This window comes from Halopelagius longus (genome assembly GCF_900100875.1).
In the GTDB taxonomy this organism is placed as follows: Archaea; Halobacteriota; Halobacteria; order Halobacteriales; family Haloferacaceae; genus Halopelagius; species Halopelagius longus.
The window spans coordinates 461,833-477,843 of the sequence record NZ_FNKQ01000001.1 but is presented as its reverse complement, the minus strand read 5'-3'; the positions used below and the strand labels follow the sequence as shown (position 1 = coordinate 477,843).

Below are 16,011 nucleotides of genomic sequence, written 5' to 3'. Positions count from 1 at the left end.
AACGCCGGGGAACGGTAACCGGGTGTAAACCTCCGATGCGTTTTTAACGGTAGCAAATGACACGGAGACATGGCCAACCTTCGGGACCTCGGGCTGTCCGAGTACGAAGCTCGGGCGTATCGGTCGCTCCTCCGGACGGGTGCGACAACCGCGAAAGAGTTGTCTCGCGCCAGCGACGTGCCGATGGGCCGCATCTACGACGTGCTGAACAGCCTCGAACAGCACAGTCTCGTGCGGAGTCAGGCCGCCAGTCGGCCCAAGAAGTACGTCGCCGTCGAACCGGACATGGCGTTAGACCGCCTGTTGGAGAGCAAGAAGCGCGAACTCGACGAGAAGGCCGAGCAGTACGAGGCCGTCGTGGACGAACTCTCCGACGAACTGGAGACGGCCGAACCCGTACAGGGGCAGTTCTGGACCGCCGCCGTCGGCACCGACGAGTCGGTGGACCTCCTTCTGGAACGACTCGCCGCCGCCGACGAATCGCTCGTCATGGTCGCAGGGACGCCCTCGGCGCAGTTCGACCTGGGGCAGGTCGGCGACTTGGTGACCGAGGAGTTGGCGACGGCGCTCGACCGCGGCGTGGACGTATCCGTGCTGATGTCGCCCGAGCTCGTGGCCTCCCTCCCCGAGAGCGTGGGCGAGCGCTACCTCGACAGTCTCGCGGACCACCCGCGCTTCTCCGTCCGAACGTCCGAGCAGCTCTCGGGGACGTTCAACCTAATCGACGACGTGGAGGTGTGCATCGAGGTGCCGAACCCGCTCGACCCCGGCGAGGCGTTCGCCATGATAGACCTGAAGGACCCGGATTTCAGCGCCGACATCCGGTCGATGTTCGACCCCCGGTGGGAGGAGGCGGAACCGCTCTCTCTGTCTGCGGCCGCCTCCGAGGAGTAACCGAATCCGACACCCGAAGGAAGCGCCTCGGGCGAGAGAAGAGCCGCTTCGTTACCGGTCCATCTCCGCGCGGAGCTGTTCGAGCGTCACTTCTCGCTCCGCGTGGGCGTTGTGCTGGTGGATGGACTCGTCGTTCGACTGCTTCATGCGGACGACGGCGTCGTCGTCTAAGTGGTCCATTTCTTCGAGCACTTGGTCGGCCATCGACCGGACGCAGTCCTCGACGAACTTCGCGTTCGCGTGCGCCTCGTAGGTCATGTGGTCCTCGTCCGGACGCTTCGCGAGGTTGTAGATGCGCGCCGACATCGAGTCGCGGGCGATGTCGATGAGGTCCATCAGGTCCACGTCGGGCGACCCCTCCGTCTCGACGGTGAGCGTCGCGTGGCCGCGTTGGGAGTGGCCCGGTTGCGGCACCTTCGAGAGGAACTCCTCGATGGTGTCGTCGTCGACCTCCAAATCCTGCAGTACGTCGCGCGCGCGAGAGGCGGACATGCCCTGTGAACAGGGACAGACCGTCATGCCGGTCACTTCCGCGCCGATCTCCTCGCGGGTGCCGTCGTCGGTGGCGACTGCGCTCGCGATGATGGTCGCCGTCCCCTGCGTGGCGAGTCCGCTCGCCGGGGTGTCCTCCCGGAGGACGAGTTCGGCGGTCATGCGAACCTCGGCGGTGGACGTGTACTCGTGCTTCGCGAGGAGTCGCTCCGCGGCGTCGCCGCACATGTCCTCGACGCGGTAGGCGGGTTCGGAGACGGCGTCTTCGAGCGTCTCGTCTATGACCTGCATGTTCCGGCTCATGTCGATACCCTTCCGACCGCTCGGAAGGTCCACGAACACCTCGAACTCGGCCATCAGAACGAGCGGACGCTTGTCGTCGCGGGCGATTTTGACGAGTTTGTCTACCCCCGTGACGCCGACCTGACTCAGCCCCACGGTCACGTCGGGGCGGCTTGCCTGTACGTCAGGCAACTGGTGACTCATTGATTCCACAGAAGGACGCACCGCGATTAGTGCTTTCGCTTCACGGACGGAGACTCCCGAAAGAACCGCGGTGAGGTGGCCGATATCGCCGGTATCGGTGACGAGCCGGTCGGCTCAGGGCCAGTCGTCGCGTTCGTCGGAGGAGTCGAAGGGGTCCGGTTCGGGCGACTCGCCCGCGAGCCCCCAGTCGGCGGCCTCGGCGGCCTGCGAAAGCGGGAGGTACTCCCAGTCGGCGTCCCCGGCGACGGCTTCGTCCTCCTCCGAGGTGCCGACGAAGACGTGACGGTCGGTGTCGAACTGCTGTTTGACGTTCTCCAGACTCTCCTTGACCCCGCGGGGGCCGGAGAAGAAGTCCTGGCGGATGCGGTGCTTTCGCGTGAAGTTGGTCACGACGTACGTGGGTTTCTCGCTCACGACGCCGACGTACTCCGTCCACTGACGGGCGTCGTTGAACACGGCGTTGGGGTCCGCGAGCGACTTCAACGCCTCCAACTCGAACGCGAGCGTCATGTCCGTGCTGCCGCCACCATCCATACCTACACCTCCTCGCGTCTGTCGCAAAACGCCTTCGGTTGCTCCGACGGCCGGCGGTCGGGAGCGAACGCCCCGGTCACAGCACGAGGTAGTAGTCGGTGTACCGAACGACGTCGTCCCGTTCGAGGTCCGACGCCGCGGCGTCGGGAGCGCCCTCGGAGACGAACGCCCGTTGTGCGGACTCAGACAGTTGGTCGAAGTCCCGCACCCGCGCGTCGCCGTCGATGCTTCCGGGAGCGATGGCAACCACGTCCGAGCGGTCGGCGCCGCCGTCGGACGCTCGGTCTCGCGCCGTTCGTGACATGTGTTACCAATGTGCACTAGCGAGGAATAAATGTTGCGGGATGCGGGTCGAGGCGGGGAACGCGACGCGGGACTCGGGAGGAGGAAGAAGAGAACGGAGTCGGGAGAGAGGAAGGACGGAAACGAGAGAGGCGACGGCGAAAGAGAGACGAGACGCGAGAACGAGAGCGGGCGGTCTCAGCGGGAGAGAGAGAGTCGAGTCGGTCGGCGGCGGGGTTACTCCGCCGGAGCCTCTTCGAGTTCGAGGTCGTCGATGTCGAACTCTTCCTGCATGAGGACGTCTTTCTGGTCCGCGACGACGCGTTCCTCGCGCATGAGCTTCTTGTACTTGGTCTGCGGCGAGAGGTCGCCGATGAGGACGCCGCCGACGATTTTGCCGTCCTTGAACGCGAGACGCCGCCACTCGTCGTCGGAGTGTTTCGCCTCGGCTTCGTCGTCTCCGAGGGTCGGGTGACCGAACGAGAGGAACGGGAAGTCGAAGTGGGTGATGGAGTACGAGGAGACCCACCGGAACTCCTCGGACTGCGGGTTCACCATGTTCTTCGCGGCGACGGTACCCTGCTCTTTCGCGGAGCCCCACGCGCCGTTCTGCGCGCGTTCGCCGAGGATGACGTCGTGGAACTGGGTGATATCGCCCGCGGCGTAGATGTCCTCGTCGCTCGTCTGCATGTACTCGTCGACGACGACGCCGTTGTCGCACTCCACGTCGGTCCCCTGCAGGATCTCGGTGTTGAAGTCCAGACCGATGGCGATGCCGACGAAGTCGGCGTCGTAGTGGTCGCCGTTGGGGTCGACGGCGGCGGTGACGTGGCCGTCGTCGTCCGTCTCGAAGTGGTCGACGCCGGACTCGAAGACGGGTTCGACGTTTCGTTCCCGGAGGGCGTCGTGGATTATCTCCGCGCCCTCCTCCGAGAGGGCGTAGCGCCACCACGCGTTCCCGCGCATCAGGTACTTGCCTTCGACGTCCTGCGCGGCGGTGATGGCCGCGAGGTCGATGCCCAAGAGACCCGCACCGACGATGACGGAGTTGTCCGCCCGTTCGATGTGGTCGCGAATCTGCCGCGCGTCTTGGAACGTCCAGAAGTGGTGGATTCCCTCCGCGTCGGAGTTGTCGACCGGCAGTTGGGTCGGCGTCCCGCCCGTCGAGTAGAGGAGCTTGTCGTACGAAATCTCCTCGCCCTCGTGGGTCGTGACGGTGTGGGCGTCGGGGTCGACGTCCACGACGAGCGTGTTGAGTCGGAGGTCGATGTCGCGCTCGTCGTACCAGTCCTCTTCGTGGATGGAAATCGGTGCCTCGGGCAGTTTGCCCTTCGCGAACTCTTTGATGAGAATCCGATTGTACAGGGCCTCGCCCTCGTCCGTGATGACGATGATGTCGGCGTCGGGTTCCTCCTCCCGGAGGGTCTCTGCGGCGGAACTCCCCGCAATCCCGTCGCCAATAATCACGTACGACTGGGTCATATTCGGATGATTTGAGGCCGGGGTTAATGTGGGTTGCTATCCGTACATATCTGCGCGCCGCGGGACGGCCGACGCTCGTCGCCCGAGAGGCCGGTCGGGGCCCTGTCGTCGACTCCGTCCGGCCCCGAGGCGGGTTCGACGCCGCGCCTCGCCCGCGCGGCGAGTGCGCACACGTTGGCTTGAAGAGTTCCCGGTCCTAACCCCCGACAACGATGAAGATACGCCAGAACGTTCGCCACTTCGCCGCGAAGAAGGCGCTGACGATGCCCGTCGTCGGCGACATCGCGACGGAGAAACTCGTGAACATGCACGTCAGAATCTTCGGCGAGAAGGCGGACCCCGACCGCCGCGAGGAACGCGAACCGCGGATGGAGGCGTTCTTCGACTGCACGTTCGACACGTACGTCCGCGCCCTCGAAGAGGGGTACACGGAGGCGGAGGCCCGCGAGATAACGCACATACAGGCGAACTTCGACTTCTACAACCACGGGTGGACGGAGATGATGGAGTTCCCCGCGGACGAACTCGAGGACCACTACGAGCGCCACCGCGACTTCTTCGAGCGGTACGACATCGACATCGCGGACCCCCTCGGCGACTTCCGCACCCGCGAGATTCCCGACGCGCCCTCGACGCCCGAGAAACTCGAAAACCCCGAGCATCCCCACGCCGAGGGCGGGTTCGCCGACGACGTGTACGTCGAAGACGAGTCCGGCGAACTGCACGTCGGCGGGCAGGAGGAACCCGAAGACGTCGACGTGAGCGCCGCGCCCGGCGTGCAGGACGCGGACGAAGAGTCGGCGTAACGCCTCTCAGTCGTCGCGGCCACCCGCTCGCCGTCGCGCGCCGCGCCGTCCGCGAGGGGCGAGTGCTCTCTGTCACCGGTCGCTGACCGACCGGTCAGTCAGAATTGAGAAAAGCGCGCTCTGTTCCGACGGGACGGCACCGGTCGTTACCGGTCGGTGGTCGCGTCGTCGTCTTCGACTTCGATTCGGTGTGGTTCGCTCTGACCTTGCTCGGCCTCGCGGCCGCCGCCACTCGCGTTCACCGGGAGTTTCTGTCTGACCTCGTTCGCGAGGGACTCGACGCGGTGTCGGACGGTTCGGACTTCCTCTTCGAACTTCTGGACGTTCCGCTCGACGTAGTGGACCCGGTCGCGGGGGACGCGGCGCACCAAGTCGTTGCCCTCCTCGTCGGTTCCCGACATGAACGCCCAGTGGTCTTGGGCGTAGACGACCTGTTCGTTCGAGACGGTCACCTCCTTCTTCCCCTCTTCGGGGTGTTCGTAGACGATCGTCGCTTTCCCCGTCTCGACGGGTATCTCCGGAGTGTCGTCGCTTTGACGTTCGGTGTCGCTCATAAGGCCCTAGGAGGTACCGACCACAGGGGCGTATGCTCTATGGCGGCTCTCGGAGAATGTCACGTCTCGAAGGCGATACCGGGCGTCGAAGCCGTCTCGGCTACTCGCGTCGTCCGCCGTCTACGGCGACCCCGTCCGTTTCGGCGACTGCTTCGCCGCCGTCGCCGCCGCGTCGGCGTTTCTCGGCGATGCGGTCCGCGCACTCGTAGCCCGCGACGATGCCGCCGTTGAGGCTTCGTTCGGGGTACTGCGCCTCGCTGGCCATCCCGGCGTAGTAGACGCCCTCGCCCACCTCCTCGCTCAGGTCGTACGGGACGACCAAATCGAGGTAGCCGCGTTCGTACACCGGCGCGGCGCGGGGGTTGCGGGCGACGCGGAACTCCGTCACCGAGGAGGGGTCGAACTCCGGGAACATGTCGGCGATCTCGTTCAGCCACACCCGACGGAGTTCCTCGTCGTCCATCTGCCAGATGTCCTCCTCCTCGTCCTGCACGTAGGCGGCGACGTAGAGGAGGTGTTGCCCGCCGTATCGCTCCTTCGGGACGAAGTTCGTGTGTTCGATGAGTGCGCCGAACGGCGCGTCGTGGGCCACGTTCAGCCAGTAGGTATCCATCAGAGACTCCTCCATGGTCACGAGGCCGCAGACCGCGCCTTGGAAGTCGATGTCGCACTGGTAGCCGGTGAGTCCTTCAAGGACGTTCGGCATCGCGGCGACGACGACGTCGTCCACCTCCTTCGTCTCCGCCTCCTCGCCCGTCCCGACGGTCAGACTCTCGACGCCGTCCTCGCCCGTCGAGAGGCCCGTCACCGGCGCGTCGGTGGTGATGTTCTCCCGGCCGACGGCCTCGACGAGGGCGTCCAAGAGGGGGCGGAATCCGCCGTCGAAGTAGCCGAGAATCTCGCCGCGCATCAGGTCGCGTTCGCCGCGGAAGCGGACGCGCCCCAGGAACCACGCGGCCGACACGTCGTGTTTCCTGTCGCCGAACTTCCCGTCGAGCAGGGGGTCGACGAAGTTCTCGTAGACGCCGCGGGTGGTGTGTTCGACGACGAACTCCTCGATGCCGACGTGTTCGTACTCGCTCAGGTCGTCGTAGGCGTCGAAGTCGGGGATACCGCCGCGCACGTCGATACCCTGCGTGAGCATCCCCAGCCTGAACTTGTCGTAGAGGCTCATGTGGGGGTAGGCGGCTATCTGCCACGCCGTGTCGAGTGGGTGGACGACGCCGTCCACGTAGTAGGCGTTCTTGCCGATGCGCCACTCCAAGTCGTCACCGAGTCCGAGTTCCTCCGCGAGTTCGACGATGGTCTCCTCGGACTTCGAGAGGTGGTGGTAGAACTTCTCGATGTCGTCGCCCGGCGTCTCGTAGACGGCCGCGAGGCCGCCGACTTGGTCGGACGCCTCGAACACCTGAACCTCGTAGCCTCGCTTCCGCAGTCGGTAGGCCGCGGCGAGTCCCGCGATGCCGCCGCCGACGACGCCAATCATGCACCGGGCTACGAGACGGCGGGAAAAGTCCCTTCCGTTCGTCCGCACTCGCTGCGTCGGGCGGAACCGAGTGACACCGAACGAACCGTTTCTTCCGTCGTTCGCTACATTTTTATCCGCAGTCTGGTAAGCCGTCTCCCATATGCGCACGGTCAGGGCACCCGCGACGAGCGCGAATCTCGGGAGCGGCTTCGACGTGTTCGGCGTCGCCCTCGACCGACCGGCGGACGTGGTCCGCGTGGAGAAAGCCGACGAGACGACGATAGAGGTGACGGGCGTCGGGAGTCAGTACATCCCCGAGGACCCCGAGAAGAACGTCGTCGGCGCAGTCGCGGAGGCCCTCGACGCTCCCGCCCACATCCGCATCGACAAGGGCGTCCGTCCCTCCTCGGGTCTCGGCTCCTCGGCGGCGAGTTCCGCCGCGGCCGCACTCGCCCTCAACGGCCTGTACGACCGGGGCTACTCCCGTCGGGAACTCGTCCCCATCGCCGCCGAGGGCGAAGCCGTCGTCTCCGGCGAAGCCCACTCGGACAACGTCGCGCCCGCCCTCTTGGGCGGGTTCACCGTCGCCCGCCACGGCGGCGTGACGGCGGTGGACGCGGAGATTCCGCTCGTCGCCTGCCTGCCCGAGATAGCCGTCTCGACGCGCGACGCCCGGCGCGTCGTCCCCTCGCGCGCCGACATGGACGACGTGGTCCACACCGTCGGGTCGGCGGCGACGCTTGCGGTGGGGATGTGCCGGAGCGACCCCGAACTCGTCGGCGCGGGTATGGACGAACGCATCGTCACGCCCGCCCGCGCGGAACTGATAACCGGCTACCACGACGTTCGGGACGCCGCCTTGGAGGCCGGCGCGACGGGCGTCACCGTCTCCGGGGCGGGGCCGTCGCTTCTGGCCGTCTGCGGCGACGCCGACCGCGCCCGCGTCGCCAGCGCGATGCTCGACGCCTTCGAGGACGTCGGCGTCGACGCCCGCGCCTACCAGACGAAAGTCGGCGCGGGCGCGACGTTTCACTGACGCAGGTCCCACCGGTCGCGCCCTCTCTCCTCCGTCTCTCGACTCACAGCGCCTCGTCTCGGACTCTCTTGTCCTCCGGAAACGGACGGCGAGCGTTGGGAATCGAACGCCGAGTCGGAAGGAACGCCGTGGCGGAGGTGTCGCGTCCGTTGGCCTCGCGACAGTCGCGGACGCGCTCGTCGGTTTCGTCGACGCCGGACCGCGCCGAAATTATCGAATCGAAGATGGTACGCCCCTCTCATTCGTTCTCGCGTAGATGCACCCCACTACTTTTCAGTTGTCGGATGCAAGTGTTTGGTATGGTACCTCGTAGCAGTGGTTCGACGCCGTTCGAACGCTTGAAGAACCGCTTCGACAGGGACATGGTGTGCCCAGAGTGCGGGTACGACGACGACGAGGGGGAGTGGCTCTCGGAGACCGACGGCAGACGAGTCGTCTATCAGCACATCTGTCCGTCGTGCGGGAAGGTCCGCCAGTCCTGTTACACGCTCGGCGGCTAGTCGGTTTTTCGTACGGCGCGACCGTTCGCCGGACCGAATCGGCAGACGGTCACCGGTGACGAGTCGAACTCCGTTCGCAGCGACCGCGTCGAACCCGGTTCGTTCGCGCCGACCGTCTCGAAGCGTCGGCACCCGCCGGTGACGAACTTCGCGAACGACGAGAGAAGGAGTGAAAACCGACGGAGAATATCGGCGGAGAGAGTGCGCAGAGCGTTCAGACGCCGCGGCCCTGCAGACGCTCTTCTTCGGGGATGTCGGCGTTCGCTTCGCCCTTCATGCCCTTGCCGATGCCGGAGGCGATGGAGGCCAGCGTCTCGGGGTCGTCCCAGTTGTTGACCGCCTCGACGATGGCCTCGCCCATGCGTTCGGGGTCCTCCGCGCCGAAGATGCCCGACCCGACGAAGATGCCGTCGCAGTCGTGGTACATCATGAGGGCGGCGTCGGCGGGCGTGGCGATGCCGCCGGCCGCGAAGTTGACGACGGGGAGGCGGCCGCGTTCGGCCGTCTCGTGGACGAGTTCCGCGGGCGCTTCGTTCTCGCGGGCCCACTTCTCGCGCTCTTGGTGGCTCATCCCTTCGAGTTTGCGGATGGAGCCTTTGATGTTGCGCTGGTGGTGGACGGCTTGGTTCACGTCGCCGGTGCCCGCCTCGCCCTTCGTCCGAATCATCGCCGCGCCCTCGTTGATGCGGCGGAGGGCCTCGCCGAGGTTGCGCGCGCCGCAGACGAACGGGGCGGTGAACTCGCGCTTGTCGATGTGGTAGCGGTCGTCCGCCATGGTGAGCACTTCGCTCTCGTCTATCATGTCCACGCCCACGGCCTCCAGAATCTGCGCCTCGGTGTGGTGGCCGATGCGCGCCTTCCCCATCACCGGGATGGAGACGGCGTCGATTATCTCCTCGACCTTCTGCGGGTCCGCCATGCGGGAGACGCCGCCGCGCTTGCGGATGTCGGCGGGGACGGCCTCAAGCGCCATGACGGCCACCGCGCCGGCCTCCTCGGCTATCCGCGCCTGTTCGGCGTTCACGACGTCCATGATGACGCCGCCTTTCTGCATCTGCGCGAACCCGCGCTTGACGAGGTCGGTACCCCGGCGGAGTTCCTCCAAATCAGTCTCCTCGGCCATGCTCGGTGCTTACGGGCGAACGCACTTAAGGACAACCAGTCCGGTCGAATCGGCCGAACGGCGGCCGAACGGCCCGCGATGGACGGGTACGCGAATCGAGAGGATGAACCGGCATCCATTTGAACGAACCGGCCGTGCCGTGAGTCATGGTTTCGTTTTCCGGGCTCCGGAGACTCGTCTCCGACGACGACGAACTTCCCGAACCTGACGGACTTCCGCGGTGGTTGGCACCGCTTCCGCGGTGGTTGGAGAACGTCGGCCTCCGATTCGCGTGGGTCGTCGTCGCCGTCAATCTCGTCGGAACCGCCTTCGGCTTCTGGTACTACGGCTTCCACCCGTACCCGTTCTCTGACTCGCTGATAACGTGGCAGTTCGCCGCCGAACCGGTCGTCATGTGGCCGTTCGTCCCCGACAGTCCGGTGGCGACGCTGTTCATCGCCGGCGCGTTCGCCGCGTGGAAACTCGACAGGCCGAACGAGTACCTCAACGCCCTCGCGTTCTTCGGGTGCTGGAAGCTCGGCCTCTGGACGCCGTTCGTCCTCGCGGCGTTCGACGCGGCGTTCCTCCAGACGACGACGCTCCCGATGTACGTCTTCCTGTTCGTCAGCCACCTCGCGATGGTCGTCGAGGCGTTCGTCCTGCACCGCGTTTCGGACTTCCCGGTGCGGGCCGTCGCCGTCGCCGTCGTCTGGTACGGCTTCAACGACGTGGTGGACTACTTCGTCCCCGTCGTCGGCGACCCGCACCACACGTCGCTTCCACTCCCCGACGCCACGCCCGTCGGCGAGACGACGGTCCTCCAAATCGCCGCCGTCGCCGCAGTCACCCTCACCGTCGCGGCGACGTTCTTCGCGCTGAGCACGCGCGTGAAGAAACTGGAACTGGAACTGGACCGCGAACGGACCTGACGCAGTCGAAACTGGAACGCGGTCGGACCCGACGCCGGGACGTTCGGTGTAGTAGTCTTTTCGGTGACAGATTTTTGCCTCGCGGGACCGAACGACGAGCGATGAGCAACCTGTTCGACGCGGTGGCGGAGTACCCCCTCGAAGTCGAGGAGGTAGCGCGTACGCGCCGCGACCGCGACACGTCGAGCGGTTTCGTCCGGACGACGACCACGTTCCACCTCCGCGGCGGCGACGAGGAGGGCCGCGGCGAGGACGTGACGTACGACGCCGAGGACCACGACGCCCTCGAAGACGCCCCGGAGGACCCCTTCGATATCGTCGGCGAGTACGGGTCGTTCGCGGAGTTCTCGGCCGCCCTCGACGACACCGACCTGTTCCCGACGGGCGGCCCCGAACGCGAGGCGGCCGAACACTACCGGCGGTGGGCCGTGGAGTCGGCGGGGTTGGACCTCGCCCTCCGCCAGAACGACCGCGCCCTCTCGGACGTACTGGACGTCGACCCCGACCCGGTTCGGTTCGTCGTCAGCACTCGCCTCGGCGACCCGCCGTCTCGCACCCGCATCGAGTCGATACTGAGCGACTACCCCGACACGGAGTTCAAACTCGACCCGACGGCGGAGTGGAACGAGAACGTCATCGAGTCGATAGCCGCGACGGCGTCGGTCCGCATCCTCGACCTGAAGGGCCACTACGCCGGAACCGACGTGGACCAAGAGCCGAATCCCGGCCTGTACCGACTCGTGTTGAACGGGTTCCCCGACGCCGTGGTAGAGGACCCGGGCATCACCGACGACACTCGGTCGCTGTTCGAGGGCGAGGAGCACAGAATATCGTGGGACGCGCCGATTACGGGCGTCGAGGCCGTCGAGAACCTCCCCTTCGAACCGGAGTGGCTGAACGTCAAGCCCTCGCGGTTCGGGACGGTCGAATCCCTCTTCGAGACCATCGAGTACGCCCGGGAGAACGATATCACCCTCTACGGCGGTGGCCAGTTCGAACTCGGCGTCGGGCGCCAGCACATCCAACTTCTCGCGTCGCTCTTCTACCCCGACGGGCCGAACGACGTGGCACCCGGCGGCTACAACGACCCCGAGATACCGGAGGGACTGCCGACGAGTCCCCTCGACGCGCCGGAGAACGAAATCGGCCTGAAGTGGACCTGAACCGGGGCGTCAGTCTTCGAGCACGTCGTCCTCGTCGGCGTGGGCGCGGACCCACAGTTCGCCGATGCGCGACAGTCGCGTCCGGTAGGACTTCCCGCGTTCCTCCTGTTCGATGTAGCCCTTCCCGCCGGGTCCGAGACGGTCGACGTTGTAGATGACCTTCGACCGGAAGGAGTCGGTGTACTCCTCGTTCATGTCGCGGGCGAGTCGCTCCGCGAGTTCCGAGACGGAGGCGAACTCGCCGTGTTCGCCGAGTGCGAAGAGGATGACCTCCTCGAACGGCTTGACGTTCGAGAAGGAGGCGACCGGCAGTTCGACGATGTGGCTCCCCTCGATTCGCTTCGCGCCGATGGTCGTCCCGCGTTCGTCGAACTCCTCTAAGAGGTCGGAGGCCGTCTCGAATCGCTCTCTGATTCGGTCGTCCTCGACGTCCTCGCCGTTCAACAGGTCGTCCAACAGGTCGCGTCCGGCTCTGAGTTCCTCGGCGAGTTCGCTCTCTAAGTACTTCTCGGGGGCGGTGTAGTAAGTGTGGATGCGCTCTCTGTCCTCCTGCCGTTCGACCATGATGGAGTGGGCGGCGGTGGCGAACGCGAAGGAGACGGGCCGGGGCATCGCGCTGACGTTCACCCACACCTCGCCGGAGTCGCTGTCGTCTAACTCGGCGTTGATGAGGTCGTACGCCTGCTCGAAGGCGGCGTCGTAGTCGTACACGTCGTCGAGGACGACGCGCTCCGTCTCCGCGCCCAGCAGGTTCTGGAAGTCCTTCTCCAACTTCCCCGAGAGGCGGCGGGAGTACTCGACGTTGGCCTCGCTCCCCACCGCGCCCTCCAACAGGATGACCCGGTCTACGTCCAACTGGTCGCGGATGAGAGGCGCGATGAGCCGGTCGTAGTCGAACCCGACCGGGACGATGTGGGTCTGCATACGCGGTACGTCGGCCCGACGCTTATAAAAAGCACCAGATAGCGTACCGCAGATACGGACGGTATCGCTGTCGGACCCCGCGCCGTCTCGGACTCCCGACGAGACGTCGGGTAGCGGGGGACCGAGAGACTACTCGATACCTCCGCGGGAACCGTCGGTTCGACACGAGTGGGAGTGAAATAGCCGCTACGTAGGCGTGCGACCGAACTGCGCCCTACTGCGAGGCGCCGTCGAAATCGTCGACGAGGAACGCCGCCGCGATGGTAAGCCCGGCGGCAACGACACCCAGCGGTGCTTGCGCCCCGACTGATTCGCCAGCGGCAACCGAACCGATCGCGTACGCGATTACGGCAGCGATGAGGGCGAGCAGGCCTAAAAACTCCCACTGGCGCTCACCCGTAGTTAGCAATCGATACGCGTCTCGGCCGGTGTTGCTCTCTTGGGACACGCTTGTAAATTGTATCACGTCTCCAATTAGTTCTTTTTGTGTCATCTGTTCGATCGACGGACGACTGTGGCGTCTCCCCACGTACCGAACAGGAGACCCTCTGCTTCAACATCGGTTACCGAGTAACCGAGTCGATCGCATCGATCCCCTCTCGAAAGGGCCCGCGCGTCACTCGTCGGCCCGGTTCTGCAGATAGTCCAGACAGACGAGTCCCGCGCGGGCTTGGATCGCGACGAGTTTCCAGATCGGAATCGCCTCGTAGTCGAGTTGGTCCCGGATTTCGCCGAGTCGTTCCTGGAAGACGCCTTCCAGCGCCGCCTTCGCGTCCCTGAGGCGTTCGTGGGCATCCTCGTCAGCGCTCATCGCCGCGCGGTCGATCGACCGCAACAACATCCCGGTGTACGTCAGCAGATGATACTGCTCGAGGAAGCGTTCGTCTACTCGCTGTGCGATAGTCGCCGGCGCGTCCGTCTCCGCGACCGATTCCGCCCATTCCAGCTTCGACTCGTACTCGTCCTCGAAGTAGGAGGCGACGCCCGCGGCTTCCCGAGCCATCGGCGTGTCCGGCAGATACTCTCCCGCGGATTCGACTGCGCTTTGCATGGCGTCGAGGAGCGGTTGCCGGGACTGAATCCCCTCTCGGATGACGTCTTCACGGGTGCGATCCAGTTCGGTTCGGTCTTGGATCTGCGGGTCGAAGAAGTACGGCAGTTCGACGACGAACTCGACGACGTCGTCGTCACCCCGACTGGCGTAGTCGTAGGCGGTGCCGCCGAAAAGCGCCTCCTCGAGGGCGACGTCCTCGTCGTTCCGTGCGGCGTCGTACTGGTCGTCGAAGGTCTGGAGCGGATAGACGGCATCGTCGAACGACTCCAGATCGAACCACTCGGGCTCACCCATGTCGAGTGGGACGCCGTACTCTCCCGGGAGCGACGAGAGCGTGTCGTAGAGCGGTTCGAGGGGTTCGGTGACGTAGTAGTAACACCCCCCGAACGCAGTGTTGTGGAAGCTGTAGACGAACTCCGGATGGTGAGTGTCGATTAGGTCGGCCAGTGCTCGGGTCGCCGGCGTCGGGGAGTCGAACGAGTAGTTCTCGCGTTCGATGGGGAACGTGGCTTCGATCTGTTCGTCCGGCGGCGGTCGGAAAAAGTTCTGGGCGTAGTTCGAGAGCGTGAACGGGCCGTCGAACCACCCCTCGTTCAGTCTAACGCCGTCCGGGTCGGAGACGGGCACACAGACGAACGTGTAATCGAGAGACGACCGTAGTTCGTCGTTCGTCGCGAGTTCGTGAACGAGAAAGTCGATCGTCATCGAACCGATCGGCTCGTTCGGGTGGGGTGCACCGAACAGGAGTGCGCTTCGGTCGCCATCCCCGACAGTCACCGCCCAGAGTGTCTCACCGTCCCTGCTTTCGCCGAGTTCCTCGTACTCCACGTGGTCGTTCTCGGCTGCGAGCGCTCGGTCGCGCTCGCGATGTTCGTTCACCGTGAGAAACGAGTCGTAACGGGGGACCGCGTCGTCGACCCAGGGGAACGTACGCCCCGGTGCTGATCGGGGACCTGTCATTCGAGATACGTTTTTCGCACTATCTATTAATGGTGACTCTGTTGACAGCCGAGAGAGGCGAGACGTGAAGCAACTGACCTCGGCGCGATTGTTCCGGACAACCGTCTCGGACGGACGAGGAAACGTCGAGCGACGAACGGTTCGGCCGCTATTCGAGTTACGAACCGTCGCCGCGAAGAGGCCGACGCCGAGGACCCGGGGACGGTTTTCGGCCGTCGGCACCGTCAGTACGTCGGCGGAATCGCTCGACGCATCACTCGAAGGCGGAGACGTCGAAGTGGACGCCGCCGCGTAGGTAGTCCACGCCGATGAAGGCGAGGAACGGACCGGTGAGAGCGATGATGACGCCCGCGAAGGCCGTCCCCCCGCCGTCGACGAGTATCGCGCCGTTCGTCAGCATACCGACGCCGAGTGCGATGTCGCCGACGCCCGCGAAGACGTACCACGGGACGACGGCGGACCCGACTGCGACGGATTCGCGGAGTCCGGCGACGAGGAAGGCGCCTCCGGAGACGGCGAAACACGCGCCGAGAGCGACGAAGAGTGGGTCCGTCGGGGGGCCGAACGCGACGATGGAGGAAGCGATGCCGAGGAGGAGGACCGCGGGGAGGAGGAACAGGCGGCGCTTCATGTCGGCTGTTCGGGAGTACGGCGGGGTAAATCTGCCGACGCGGGGCGCTACTCGGCCAGTATCTCGTCGGTCGTCGCCACGGCGGCGAACTCCCCGCGGAGGTGCGCGAGGGCGGTTCGGTGCGTCGTCTCCGCGTCGTACCGTTCGCCGTCCGGTCCCGTGCGGTCGAACGTCGCCGTCGCGTCGGAGACGACGAGGGGGGAGAACCCGAGGTTCTCGGCCATCCGGGTCGTCGTCGAGACGCAGTGGTCGGTCGTGAGTCCGGCGACGACGAGGCGGTCCGCCCCCCGTTCGCGGAGCCACGATTCGAGGTCGGTGCCGACGAACGCGCTGTTGACCCGTTTCGTGAACACCGGTTCGTCGGAGTCGGGGACCGTCTCGGGCTTCCACCCGAACCCCTCCGCGTCGCGTCGAAGCGGCGAGTCCGCCTCCGTCGAGTCGTGCCGGACGTGGACCCGCGGCGCGTCGCGGGTGCGCCACGCGTCGAGGAGTCGCCCGGCGTTTCTCTCCGCGTCGGGGTTGTTCCGTTCGCCCCACGCGGGGTCGTCGAAGCCCGATTGGAAGTCCACGAGGACGAGGGCGGCGTCGTCTCCGTACGCCCGTGCGACGGATTCGTTCATGGCGACGGATCGGCGCAGGCGCAGTTTAACGTTCGGGAACGGCGAGTCGAACCCACGACGGGAGAAAGGGGGACAGACCGCCCGCGGTGACTCG

At 65.8% G+C, this 16,011-nt stretch carries 18 protein-coding genes; 6 read left to right on the top strand and 12 right to left on the bottom strand.

Annotation, left to right across the window (positions count from 1 at the left end):
* The first annotated feature begins 69 nt into the window (after positions 1-69).
* Positions 70-894 (top strand): TrmB family transcriptional regulator, encoded by an 825-nt coding sequence (locus BLS11_RS02455; RefSeq protein WP_092532402.1) that lies wholly within the window; start codon positions 70-72, stop codon positions 892-894.
* A 51-nt stretch (positions 895-945) separates the two neighbouring features.
* Here BLS11_RS02455 and mptA read toward each other — a convergent pair whose 3' ends face one another.
* The 4 genes from mptA to BLS11_RS02435 form a co-directional block, all read right to left on the bottom strand.
* Positions 946-1,872 (bottom strand): GTP cyclohydrolase MptA, encoded by a 927-nt coding sequence (gene mptA, locus BLS11_RS02450; protein ID WP_092532399.1) that lies wholly within the window; start codon positions 1,870-1,872, stop codon positions 946-948.
* A 114-nt stretch (positions 1,873-1,986) separates the two neighbouring features.
* The gene (locus tag BLS11_RS02445; protein ID WP_092532396.1) at positions 1,987-2,406 is read right to left on the bottom strand and encodes a DUF7124 domain-containing protein; all 420 of its coding nucleotides are present in this window, start codon (positions 2,404-2,406) and stop codon (positions 1,987-1,989) included.
* 76 nt (positions 2,407-2,482) lie between these two features.
* Positions 2,483-2,710 carry a hypothetical protein gene (locus tag BLS11_RS02440; RefSeq protein ID WP_092532393.1) on the bottom strand — a complete coding sequence of 76 codons (228 nt, stop codon included), beginning with the start codon at positions 2,708-2,710 and terminating at the stop codon, positions 2,483-2,485.
* Between the two features lie 215 nt (positions 2,711-2,925).
* Positions 2,926-4,170 carry an NAD(P)/FAD-dependent oxidoreductase gene (locus BLS11_RS02435; RefSeq protein ID WP_092532390.1) on the bottom strand — a complete coding sequence of 415 codons (1,245 nt, stop codon included), beginning with the start codon at positions 4,168-4,170 and terminating at the stop codon, positions 2,926-2,928.
* A 212-nt stretch (positions 4,171-4,382) separates the two neighbouring features.
* On the opposite strand from BLS11_RS02435, the gene BLS11_RS02430 reads away from it, so the two are divergent.
* A complete protein-coding gene (locus BLS11_RS02430) occupies positions 4,383-4,976 on the top strand; it encodes a DUF6149 family protein (RefSeq protein ID WP_092532387.1) in 594 nt (197 codons plus the stop codon).
* Between the two features lie 146 nt (positions 4,977-5,122).
* On the opposite strand, the gene BLS11_RS02425 is transcribed toward BLS11_RS02430, so the two are convergent.
* Positions 5,123-5,530 (bottom strand): hypothetical protein, encoded by a 408-nt coding sequence (locus tag BLS11_RS02425; protein WP_092532384.1) that lies wholly within the window; start codon positions 5,528-5,530, stop codon positions 5,123-5,125.
* A gap of 100 nt (positions 5,531-5,630) precedes the next feature.
* Positions 5,631-7,016: an NAD(P)/FAD-dependent oxidoreductase gene (locus BLS11_RS02420; RefSeq protein ID WP_092532381.1), complete on the bottom strand. Its 1,386-nt coding sequence runs from the start codon at positions 7,014-7,016 to the stop codon at positions 5,631-5,633.
* Between the two features lie 142 nt (positions 7,017-7,158).
* Between BLS11_RS02420 and BLS11_RS02415 the strand changes: the two genes are divergently transcribed.
* Both BLS11_RS02415 and BLS11_RS02410 read left to right on the top strand, forming a co-directional pair.
* Positions 7,159-8,034 carry a homoserine kinase gene (locus BLS11_RS02415; protein WP_092532378.1) on the top strand — a complete coding sequence of 292 codons (876 nt, stop codon included), beginning with the start codon at positions 7,159-7,161 and terminating at the stop codon, positions 8,032-8,034.
* Between the two features lie 299 nt (positions 8,035-8,333).
* Entirely contained in the window at positions 8,334-8,534 is a 201-nt protein-coding gene (locus tag BLS11_RS02410) for an HVO_0649 family zinc finger protein (RefSeq protein WP_092532375.1), read from the top strand.
* Positions 8,535-8,748: 214 nt separating this feature from the next.
* On the opposite strand, the gene pdxS is transcribed toward BLS11_RS02410, so the two are convergent.
* On the bottom strand, positions 8,749-9,657 hold the full coding sequence (gene pdxS, locus BLS11_RS02405) for a pyridoxal 5'-phosphate synthase lyase subunit PdxS (RefSeq protein ID WP_092532372.1): 909 nt from the start codon (positions 9,655-9,657) through the stop codon (positions 8,749-8,751).
* A gap of 146 nt (positions 9,658-9,803) precedes the next feature.
* Here pdxS and BLS11_RS02400 point away from each other — a divergent pair, with 146 nt between their 5' ends.
* The gene (locus tag BLS11_RS02400; RefSeq protein WP_092532369.1) at positions 9,804-10,565 is read left to right on the top strand and encodes a DUF1405 domain-containing protein; all 762 of its coding nucleotides are present in this window, start codon (positions 9,804-9,806) and stop codon (positions 10,563-10,565) included.
* Between the two features lie 101 nt (positions 10,566-10,666).
* Positions 10,667-11,728 carry a hypothetical protein gene (locus BLS11_RS02395; protein ID WP_092532366.1) on the top strand — a complete coding sequence of 354 codons (1,062 nt, stop codon included), beginning with the start codon at positions 10,667-10,669 and terminating at the stop codon, positions 11,726-11,728.
* Between the two features lie 9 nt (positions 11,729-11,737).
* Here BLS11_RS02395 and BLS11_RS02390 read toward each other — a convergent pair whose 3' ends face one another.
* The 5 genes from BLS11_RS02390 to BLS11_RS02365 all read right to left on the bottom strand — a co-directional run bounded on the left by BLS11_RS02390 (position 11,738) and on the right by BLS11_RS02365 (position 15,917).
* On the bottom strand, positions 11,738-12,652 hold the full coding sequence (locus tag BLS11_RS02390; RefSeq protein ID WP_092532363.1) for an HFX_2341 family transcriptional regulator: 915 nt from the start codon (positions 12,650-12,652) through the stop codon (positions 11,738-11,740).
* Positions 12,653-12,866: 214 nt separating this feature from the next.
* A complete protein-coding gene (locus BLS11_RS02385; RefSeq protein ID WP_139172751.1) occupies positions 12,867-13,100 on the bottom strand; it encodes a hypothetical protein in 234 nt (77 codons plus the stop codon).
* Between the two features lie 168 nt (positions 13,101-13,268).
* The gene (locus BLS11_RS02380) at positions 13,269-14,585 is read right to left on the bottom strand and encodes a M14 family zinc carboxypeptidase (protein ID WP_217628973.1); all 1,317 of its coding nucleotides are present in this window, start codon (positions 14,583-14,585) and stop codon (positions 13,269-13,271) included.
* Between the two features lie 334 nt (positions 14,586-14,919).
* Positions 14,920-15,297: a DUF7994 family protein gene (locus BLS11_RS02370; RefSeq protein WP_092532351.1), complete on the bottom strand. Its 378-nt coding sequence runs from the start codon at positions 15,295-15,297 to the stop codon at positions 14,920-14,922.
* 47 nt (positions 15,298-15,344) lie between these two features.
* Positions 15,345-15,917: a cysteine hydrolase family protein gene (locus BLS11_RS02365; protein WP_092532348.1), complete on the bottom strand. Its 573-nt coding sequence runs from the start codon at positions 15,915-15,917 to the stop codon at positions 15,345-15,347.
* Positions 15,918-16,011 lie beyond the last annotated feature (94 nt).

Excerpts from the sequence above, each read along its gene's own strand:
- BLS11_RS02395 (WP_092532366.1), top strand. The coding sequence starts at position 10,667 with ATGAGCAACCTGTTCGACGCGGTGGCGGAGTACCCCCTCGAAGTCGAG.
- BLS11_RS02410 (WP_092532375.1), top strand. The coding sequence starts at position 8,334 with ATGGTACCTCGTAGCAGTGGTTCGACGCCGTTCGAACGCTTGAAGAAC.
- BLS11_RS02370 (WP_092532351.1), bottom strand. The coding sequence starts at position 15,297 with ATGAAGCGCCGCCTGTTCCTCCTCCCCGCGGTCCTCCTCCTCGGCATC.
- BLS11_RS02400 (WP_092532369.1), top strand. The coding sequence starts at position 9,804 with ATGGTTTCGTTTTCCGGGCTCCGGAGACTCGTCTCCGACGACGACGAA.
- BLS11_RS02390 (WP_092532363.1), bottom strand. The coding sequence starts at position 12,652 with ATGCAGACCCACATCGTCCCGGTCGGGTTCGACTACGACCGGCTCATC.
- BLS11_RS02440 (WP_092532393.1), bottom strand. The coding sequence starts at position 2,710 with ATGTCACGAACGGCGCGAGACCGAGCGTCCGACGGCGGCGCCGACCGC.
- BLS11_RS02420 (WP_092532381.1), bottom strand. The coding sequence starts at position 7,016 with ATGATTGGCGTCGTCGGCGGCGGCATCGCGGGACTCGCCGCGGCCTAC.
- BLS11_RS02425 (WP_092532384.1), bottom strand. The coding sequence starts at position 5,530 with ATGAGCGACACCGAACGTCAAAGCGACGACACTCCGGAGATACCCGTC.
- mptA (WP_092532399.1), bottom strand. The coding sequence starts at position 1,872 with ATGAGTCACCAGTTGCCTGACGTACAGGCAAGCCGCCCCGACGTGACC.
- BLS11_RS02415 (WP_092532378.1), top strand. The coding sequence starts at position 7,159 with ATGCGCACGGTCAGGGCACCCGCGACGAGCGCGAATCTCGGGAGCGGC.
- BLS11_RS02365 (WP_092532348.1), bottom strand. The coding sequence starts at position 15,917 with ATGAACGAATCCGTCGCACGGGCGTACGGAGACGACGCCGCCCTCGTC.
- BLS11_RS02445 (WP_092532396.1), bottom strand. The coding sequence starts at position 2,406 with ATGGATGGTGGCGGCAGCACGGACATGACGCTCGCGTTCGAGTTGGAG.
- BLS11_RS02435 (WP_092532390.1), bottom strand. The coding sequence starts at position 4,170 with ATGACCCAGTCGTACGTGATTATTGGCGACGGGATTGCGGGGAGTTCC.
- BLS11_RS02430 (WP_092532387.1), top strand. The coding sequence starts at position 4,383 with ATGAAGATACGCCAGAACGTTCGCCACTTCGCCGCGAAGAAGGCGCTG.
- pdxS (WP_092532372.1), bottom strand. The coding sequence starts at position 9,657 with ATGGCCGAGGAGACTGATTTGGAGGAACTCCGCCGGGGTACCGACCTC.
- BLS11_RS02455 (WP_092532402.1), top strand. The coding sequence starts at position 70 with ATGGCCAACCTTCGGGACCTCGGGCTGTCCGAGTACGAAGCTCGGGCG.